This window comes from Azospirillum sp. TSH20 (assembly GCF_003115935.1).
Lineage (GTDB): Bacteria > Pseudomonadota > Alphaproteobacteria > Azospirillales > Azospirillaceae > Azospirillum.
In genome coordinates, this window is the sequence record NZ_LGQU01000209.1 from 1 (window position 1) to 6,636 (window position 6,636).

Annotated in this window: 8 protein-coding genes; 3 read left to right on the forward strand and 5 right to left on the reverse strand. The window is 66.3% G+C overall.

The window, feature by feature from the left end; translation table 11 throughout:
• Nucleotides 1–272: 272 nt before the first annotated feature.
• Nucleotides 273–995, forward strand: a complete 723-nt coding sequence (locus TSH20_RS34310) for a hypothetical protein (RefSeq protein WP_109157619.1) — start codon at nt 273–275, stop codon at nt 993–995.
• Nucleotides 996–999: 4 nt separating this feature from the next.
• On the opposite strand, the gene TSH20_RS34315 is transcribed toward TSH20_RS34310, so the two are convergent.
• Nucleotides 1,000–1,668 (reverse strand): response regulator transcription factor, encoded by a 669-nt coding sequence (locus TSH20_RS34315; RefSeq protein ID WP_109157620.1) that lies wholly within the window; start codon nt 1,666–1,668, stop codon nt 1,000–1,002.
• Nucleotides 1,669–1,823: 155 nt separating this feature from the next.
• Nucleotides 1,824–2,867, reverse strand: coding sequence for an OmpA family protein (locus TSH20_RS34320; protein WP_109157621.1), 1,044 nt, complete (start codon nt 2,865–2,867; stop codon nt 1,824–1,826).
• 213 nt (nt 2,868–3,080) lie between these two features.
• Between TSH20_RS34320 and TSH20_RS34325 the strand changes: the two genes are divergently transcribed.
• The gene (locus TSH20_RS34325; RefSeq protein ID WP_109157622.1) at nt 3,081–4,163 is read left to right on the forward strand and encodes an MBL fold metallo-hydrolase; all 1,083 of its coding nucleotides are present in this window, start codon (nt 3,081–3,083) and stop codon (nt 4,161–4,163) included.
• 6 nt (nt 4,164–4,169) lie between these two features.
• On the opposite strand, the gene TSH20_RS34330 is transcribed toward TSH20_RS34325, so the two are convergent.
• A complete protein-coding gene (locus TSH20_RS34330) occupies nt 4,170–4,376 on the reverse strand; it encodes a hypothetical protein (RefSeq protein ID WP_042696427.1) in 207 nt (68 codons plus the stop codon).
• 228 nt (nt 4,377–4,604) lie between these two features.
• Between TSH20_RS34330 and TSH20_RS34335 the strand changes: the two genes are divergently transcribed.
• Nucleotides 4,605–4,886: a hypothetical protein gene (locus TSH20_RS34335; RefSeq protein ID WP_109157623.1), complete on the forward strand. Its 282-nt coding sequence runs from the start codon at nt 4,605–4,607 to the stop codon at nt 4,884–4,886.
• A 132-nt stretch (nt 4,887–5,018) separates the two neighbouring features.
• Here the strand turns inward: TSH20_RS34335 and TSH20_RS34340 are convergent, their stop codons facing one another.
• A complete protein-coding gene (locus TSH20_RS34340) occupies nt 5,019–6,119 on the reverse strand; it encodes a branched-chain amino acid ABC transporter substrate-binding protein (protein WP_109157624.1) in 1,101 nt (366 codons plus the stop codon).
• Between the two features lie 170 nt (nt 6,120–6,289).
• Nucleotides 6,290–6,636: DUF6867 family protein (locus TSH20_RS34345; protein ID WP_109493035.1), on the reverse strand; the 347-nt coding region annotated here is incomplete at its 5' end.

The following is a 6,636-nucleotide window of genomic DNA, read 5'->3' on the forward strand; positions in this document are numbered from 1 at the left end:
GTTTAGCGGGTGCCGCTCCACCCTGGGGGGTGGGGCATGCCCCACCCCCCAGGGCTTCTTCTCTAGCAAAATTCAAAGACACAAGGGTGCAGGGCGGCCGACCCTGCCGCCCCGCTGGGAAAATCCTGCCGCCCGACGGGACCTGAATTGCCGCCCGTCATACCGATTGCAGCGCGACTTCCTTCCTTATCAAGAGCTTGGCTCTGGCCCGTATCCTGCAAACCCCTCGCCCATCATTCCTTTCCGGGAATGCGGGAAGAGGGGAACGCACCATGGTCAGCCTGTCCAGTTACGCCGATATCGGCGGCATGGCCCAGAGCCTGCAGCAGTCGATCGACGCCGCGGTCAAGCGCGTGCAGCAGCAGGCGGCGGGCAATGGCGGCGCGACCGGCAAGGTCCAGGAATACGAGCAGACCGTCAACAAATCGGCGATGAACGCCGCCCCCTTCGCCACCAACATCGGAACGCTGGTCAAGGACAGCAGCCGCCTGAACGTCTTCAGCTCGCTGGCCTCCAACGATCCCGCCGATTTCTACAAGTTCAACGTCACCACCTCCGGCGCCGCGACGCTCGGCACGGTGGGCGATGCCGGCGTCCGGCTGCAGCTGATGGACCGCGGTGGCAAGATCATCGCCGACAGCAACAAGGATGCCGGCGCCAGTTATGACGCTTTCCAAAAGCTGAAATCCGGACAGCTCACCCTCGACAAGGGCGATTACACGCTGCGCATCGCCCGCGACAAGGATGTGCCGGTCAAGGACGCCAAGAGCTACGGCGTCCAATTGCGCATGGGCAACTACAGCAAGGATTACGACACCATCGCCAAACAGCCGGCCAAGGGCGACAATCCCTTCGGCGGCAACACCAAGCTGCAGGGTCTGGCCTCGATCCTCGGCGCCGGCAGCGCCTCACTCAACCCCGCCTCGATGCTGCTGGGCGGGTCCGGCGGCAACGCCTACGCCGGCCGCGGATCGCTGCTGAACGCCATCCTGTAGCGGGTCAGACCAGCCGGTCGCGCCCCGATTCCTTGACCAGCAGCACCGCCTGGGTGCGGCTGCCGACGCCCAGCGCCTTCAGGACGCCGGTGACGTGGGTCTTCACGGTGGACAGGTTCAGGCCCAGCCGTTCGCCGATCTCCTGGTTGGACAGGCCCTGGGCCAGCAGATCCAGCACCTCCAGCTGCCGACGGGTCAGCCCGTCGAAGATGGTTGGTGTCGCACCGCGCGCGGTCGCCGCGGCAGGCGGAACCGGCGCTCCCGGCATGCCCAGCACCGGCGGCACATAGGACCCGCCGGCCATCACCAGCCGCAGGATGTTCACCACCAGCACATCGTCGGTCGATTTCGGAATGAAGGCGCGGACGCCGCGCGACAGCACCGCGCGCATTTCGTCCGGCGACTCGATCATCGAGAAGATGGCGACCGGAACCGGGGCCACGCGCTTGACCAGCGCCTCGACATCGTCCAGCCCGCCCAGTCCCGGCATGCGCAAATCCATCACGATCAGGTCGAACGGGGTCTCCCCGTCATGCATCGACGTGTCGAGGATGGCGTTCAACTGGCTGAAGCTGGTGGCGGCCACCACGGTGGCATGCTCGTCCAGTTCACCCACCAGATGGGTCAAGCCGCTGCGGACGATGGAATGATCGTCGGCGATCAGAACCTGCATGTAACGTCTCGGACCGAAGATGCCTGGGGTACCGCACCGTCATACGCTGACGCAACGGTCCGCGCTACCTCCTTCGCACGTCGGACAGCCGCAATCCCGGAAGGGTCACGGACGTTCGCCGGGGGAGAGGCGCGGGCCCCTCCCCCATTCCCCGGTCAGGAGATCTTGATCATGATCTGCGCACGGCGGTTCGACGGCTCGCGCACGTTCGGACCGGTCGGAACCATCAGCTGGTTCTCGCCGACACCTTCGATGGTGATGATGTTGGCCGGCGTGCCGTGCCGGATCAGCGCCTGACGCACCGCCTCAGCCCGGCGCAGCGAGAGCTTCTGATTGTAGGACGGCGAGCCCGAGGTGTCGGTGTGGCCGATCACCTGGATGCGGACGGCGCGGGCGCGGCTGGCTCCCTCCGCCGCATCGGCGATGATCTTGTCGGAGTTCGGCGTGATCACCGATTTGTCCCAATCGAAGAACACCTGATACTCGCTCTGCGGCTGGGCCGCCATCGGCGGCGCGGCCGGGGCCGGGGCGGCGACCGGCGTGGCCCGCTCCGGCCCGCCGAAGGTATAGCGCAGCCCGGCCAGGATGGTGTGGTTGCGGTACTCGCCCTTGGAGGTCACCGGACCAAGCTCGAACTCCGGATCGACGGTGGCGAAATACCGGTAGTCCAGCGTCAGCGCCACATTGTCGTTGATCGCATAGGACGCGCCGACGATGCCCTGATAGGCGAAGACCCAGTCGCGGTCGCTGGCGCCGTTCAGTGACTGCTTCACGCCGGCGATACCGGCACCGGCGCCGATATAGGGGGTGATCGGCAGGCCGATGTTGATGTCGTACAGCAGGTTGCCCATGAAGGCGACCGAGCTCATCTTGCCGCCCAGGCCGTTCAGGCCGGGGGTGGCGCTGCTGGTGCTGTCGACGCTGTTGCGCCACCGCCAGGCGGCCTCCAGTTCGGCGCGCAGCCCCATCGCGGTGGCGTAGCCGACCGACAGGTCGCCGATGCCGCCGATCTTGAATTCCTCCTTCAGACCCAGGCCCGGGGCCGGATAGCTGCTGAGGTCGGCATCCTCGGTCCAGTTCACGCCGGCCCCCGCGCCGACATAAAAGCCTTCCGTACCGGCAAAGGCGGCGGTCGGGACGGCCAGTGAAGGAACGGCGACGGCCAGTGCCGTGCCCAGTAAAATCCCACGCATCGTCATGTTCTTGTTCCCATCGTTGACGGCGTTGGCGGATCGGGACGTCCCGGCCTGCGGCGAAGTGCGTGACAGAACGGGCTCCGGCCCCGACAATGGAATTGGCTGGCACGGCTTCCAATCCCGGCTCCGCAAGGCCATTTTTCCTGTTGCAGATTTGCCTCACCGGAACTAGGGGCATTTTCTCTTGTGATAACAACAGCTTGGACAGACAGCGCAATGGCTTCTACCCCGGACGGATCGGTCGATTACCCCCTCTGCACCACCCCCGATCCCGGCGGATGGCAGGAGGTGGTGCCCGGCGTGCTGTGGATCCGGCTGTCCCTTCCCTTCCAGCTCGACCACATCAATGTCTGGGCGCTCGACGGCGGGGCGGCCGGCTGGACGCTGGTCGACTGCGGTCTGGGCGATCCGCGCAGCCGCGCGGTGTGGGAGGGTTTGCTGCGCGATGCGCTGGGCGGGCGTCCGGTGGAGCGGGTGGTGGCGACCCATTTCCATCCCGACCACATCGGCGCCGCTGCCTGGCTGGTGGAGCGGACCGGCGCCGGCTTCGCCACCTCGCTGACCGAGTGGCTGTTCGCCCGCACCCTGTCCGCCGGCAACGATGCCGCCGCCGATGCGGTGGTCGAGGGTTTCTACCGCCGCTGCGGGCTCGATGAGGAGGCGCTGGCATCCCTGCTCGCCCGCAAGGGGGCCTACAGCCGCGGGGTGCCGGCGGTACCGGCGACGCTGACGCGCCTGCGGGCCGGCGACCGGCTGCGGGTGGGCGACCGTGATTGGACGGTGATCGGCGGCAGCGGCCACACGGCGGAGCCGGTCAGCCTGCACCGCCCGGCCGATGCGGCCGGTCCGGACCTGTTGATTTCCGGCGACCAGATCCTGCCGCGGATCAGCCCCAACATCAGCGTCTGGCCGTCGGAGCCGGACGCCGATCCGCTCGCCGACTATCTCGCCAGCCTGGAGGGGTGGAATGCCCTGCCGGCGAACACCCTGGTCCTGCCCTCGCACGGGCGCCCTTTCCACGGCCTGCATCGGCGCGCCGGGGAACTGGCCCGGCACCATGCGGAGCGTCTGGCCGAGATCGAAACGCTGTGTGTGGAACCGCAGACCGCCGCCACGGTGACGCGGGCGCTGTTCCCGCGTCCGCTCGACCCTCAGCAGATGCTCTTCGCCGTGGGCGAGGCGGTGGCGCACCTCAACCACCTGATCGGCAAGGGGCGGCTGGAGCGGCTGGCCGGACGGCATGACGGACTGCCGGCCGCCGACCTTTACCGCCGGCCGGAAGTCACGGGTCCGGCCTGACGGCGATCACTCGGTGACGATCTCGAACTCGTGGGGATCGAGCAGGGTCGCCACCGACAGGGTCTTCAGCGTCTTCGGGTCGTCGGTGCGTTTCATCTGGGCATGCTGGGTGCCCATGCCGTCCTTGCGGATGGCGATCACTTCCCAATAGCCGCCGCTGGGGGACAGCTTGCGATAAATCTGTCCCTCAACCACCTCGCGCTTCCTGCGCATTTTCGTTCTCCAAAACCCGTCCCATACCGGCGGCCGTCACGGTCGCCGCGAAGGGCGCCATTGAAGCACAAAACCCCCCTGCCGTGGCGAGTGTCCGTTCGGTGACCCTTTGCCGATGCTGCATATGCACCGTCGCAGTGCCGCACGACGGTGGCACCCCCGATGACCCTTTGCCGCAGTGCGGTTTCCTGGTGGAACAAAATCTGCGGCTGTGGGTTCATATGCGTCATGAACACCGATCTCGACGTGCTTGTCTTCGCGACCCGCCTGGTTGATGAACTGGGCGAGACGGCGATTCGAATGAGCCGCGTTCGTCTTGTCGAACTCACGGCCGCCAATCACACCCGTGCCGCCGCCTTCTGGCGGGAGGTGATGCGCACCTCCGAACGGCTGCTCAGCGAGCAGTCGGGACGGCGTGTGGCGACCGGGCTCTCCTCCCCGGCCATTGCCGCAGCGCAACCGGCTGTGGCCCAGCATCACGTCGCGCATGTTCCCCGACCTATTCCCTGACCCGTTTTCGGCCAAGGCCGCGGTGCCGCCGCAGCCTTGTCGGGCGGGCAGCAGAACCTCCCATCGATCCTCATAGAAAAAGGGCCGGCACGGAGTGCCGACCCTTTTCCACGGAACGCTGATGCGTTTCGCTTACTTCACTTCGGCATACTGGCCGTTGTGCCACTTGTACCAGACATAGGCCGGGCTGGTGACGTCGCCCTTGGCATCGAAGGCGATCTTGCCGATGACGGTGTCGTAGTTGCCCTTGCGCATGACTTCGGCAACCTTGGCCGCGTCGGTCGACTTCGCCTGCTTCACCGCGTCCGCCCAGATCTGAAGAGCGGCATAGGTGTACAGGGTGTAGCCTTCCGGCTCGTAACCGGCCTTGCGGAACGTCTCCACGACGGCCTTTGCGGTCGGCTTCTCGCGCGGATCCGGACCGAAGGTCATCATGGTGTCCTCGCCGGCGTCGCCGGTGATGGCCCAATACTCGTTGGTCACCAGGGCGTCACCCGACACGATGGTGGCCTTGAGGCCCTGGTCCTTCATCTGGCGGGCGATCAGGCCGGCCTCGGTGTGATAGCCACCGATGTAGACGGCGTCGATGTTCGCCTGCTTCAGCTTCGACACCAGAGCGGAATAGTCCTTCTCACCGGCCGTATAGGCTTCGTAGATGGCTTCCTTCTGGCCGCCGGCGTTCAGCGCCTTCTGCGTCTCGTCGGCCAGACCCTTACCGTAGGCCGACTTGTCGTGCAGGATGGCGACGTTCTTGCCCTTGAACTTCTCCAGCAGATACTTGCCGGCGATGATGCCCTGCTGGTCGTCACGGCCGCAGACGCGGAAGACGTTCTTCAGGCCCTGCTCGGTCAGCTTCGGGTTGGTCGAAGCCGGGGAGATCTGCAGCATGCCCTCCTCGGCGTAGACCTGGCTGGCCGGGATCGACGAGCCCGAGCAGAAGTGGCCGGCCACGAACTTCACACCGGCCTTGGCCAGCTGGTTGGCGACGGCGACGGCCTGCTTCGGATCGCAGGCGTCGTCACCGACTTCCAGCTTCAGCTTCTGGCCCAGGACACCGCCGGCGGCATTGATGTCCGCGACGGCCTGCTCCATGCCCTTCTTCATCTGCTCGCCGAAGGTGGCGTACTGGCCGGTGATCGGGCCGGCGGTGGCCACCGCGATGTCGGCCTTGGCGGCCGTGGCGGAAAGCGCGGTCGCCGCGATCGCGGCGAGAAGGGACAGCTTGAATTTCATGGGTGTGCTTGCTCCCTGTTCTGTGTGGTCCCTGTTGCAACATACCCCCGGCCCTTACGGGCCTTGCCGCCGGGTCCCCTCCGGCGGGTTCCAGAATACCATACCCCAAGTGGTGCATAGTGCGACAGTTTCGCAGGCACCAATCAGCCGTACGGTCTATTCCTGTTGTCCTATTCTCCGGCACCCGTGCCTGTCCGCTCCCGCCAGCCGAAGGGACCGGCGCGCTCATAGAGCCACGGATACTGGTTGACCATGCGCCTTGCGATGGCGATGCGGTGGGCGGTCAGCGTGATGAGGCCGAGCACTCCTGTGTGAACGATGAAGCCCCACGGCGACAGCAGTTCCTCGCCGAACAGGCCCCAGGCCAGGAAGCGGTCGCCCACCCCCAGCAGCAGCGAATAGGCCAGCACGCTTCCCACCGGCTTCCAACCCTCCGCCAGCGTCTGGCCGGTCAGAACGCCGCAGCCGCCGAACACTAGAAGCGTCAGGAACACGAAGACCGGAACCGACGAACCCA

What these genes read in the sequence shown, in the direction of transcription:
- TSH20_RS34310 (WP_109157619.1), top strand. Translation starts at nt 273, where the DNA reads ATGGTCAGCCTGTCCAGTTACGCCGATATCGGCGGCATGGCCCAGAGC.
- TSH20_RS34315 (WP_109157620.1), bottom strand. Translation starts at nt 1,668, where the DNA reads ATGCAGGTTCTGATCGCCGACGATCATTCCATCGTCCGCAGCGGCTTG.
- TSH20_RS34320 (WP_109157621.1), bottom strand. Translation starts at nt 2,867, where the DNA reads ATGACGATGCGTGGGATTTTACTGGGCACGGCACTGGCCGTCGCCGTT.
- TSH20_RS34325 (WP_109157622.1), top strand. Translation starts at nt 3,081, where the DNA reads ATGGCTTCTACCCCGGACGGATCGGTCGATTACCCCCTCTGCACCACC.
- TSH20_RS34330 (WP_042696427.1), bottom strand. Translation starts at nt 4,376, where the DNA reads ATGCGCAGGAAGCGCGAGGTGGTTGAGGGACAGATTTATCGCAAGCTG.
- TSH20_RS34335 (WP_109157623.1), top strand. Translation starts at nt 4,605, where the DNA reads ATGAACACCGATCTCGACGTGCTTGTCTTCGCGACCCGCCTGGTTGAT.
- TSH20_RS34340 (WP_109157624.1), bottom strand. Translation starts at nt 6,119, where the DNA reads ATGAAATTCAAGCTGTCCCTTCTCGCCGCGATCGCGGCGACCGCGCTT.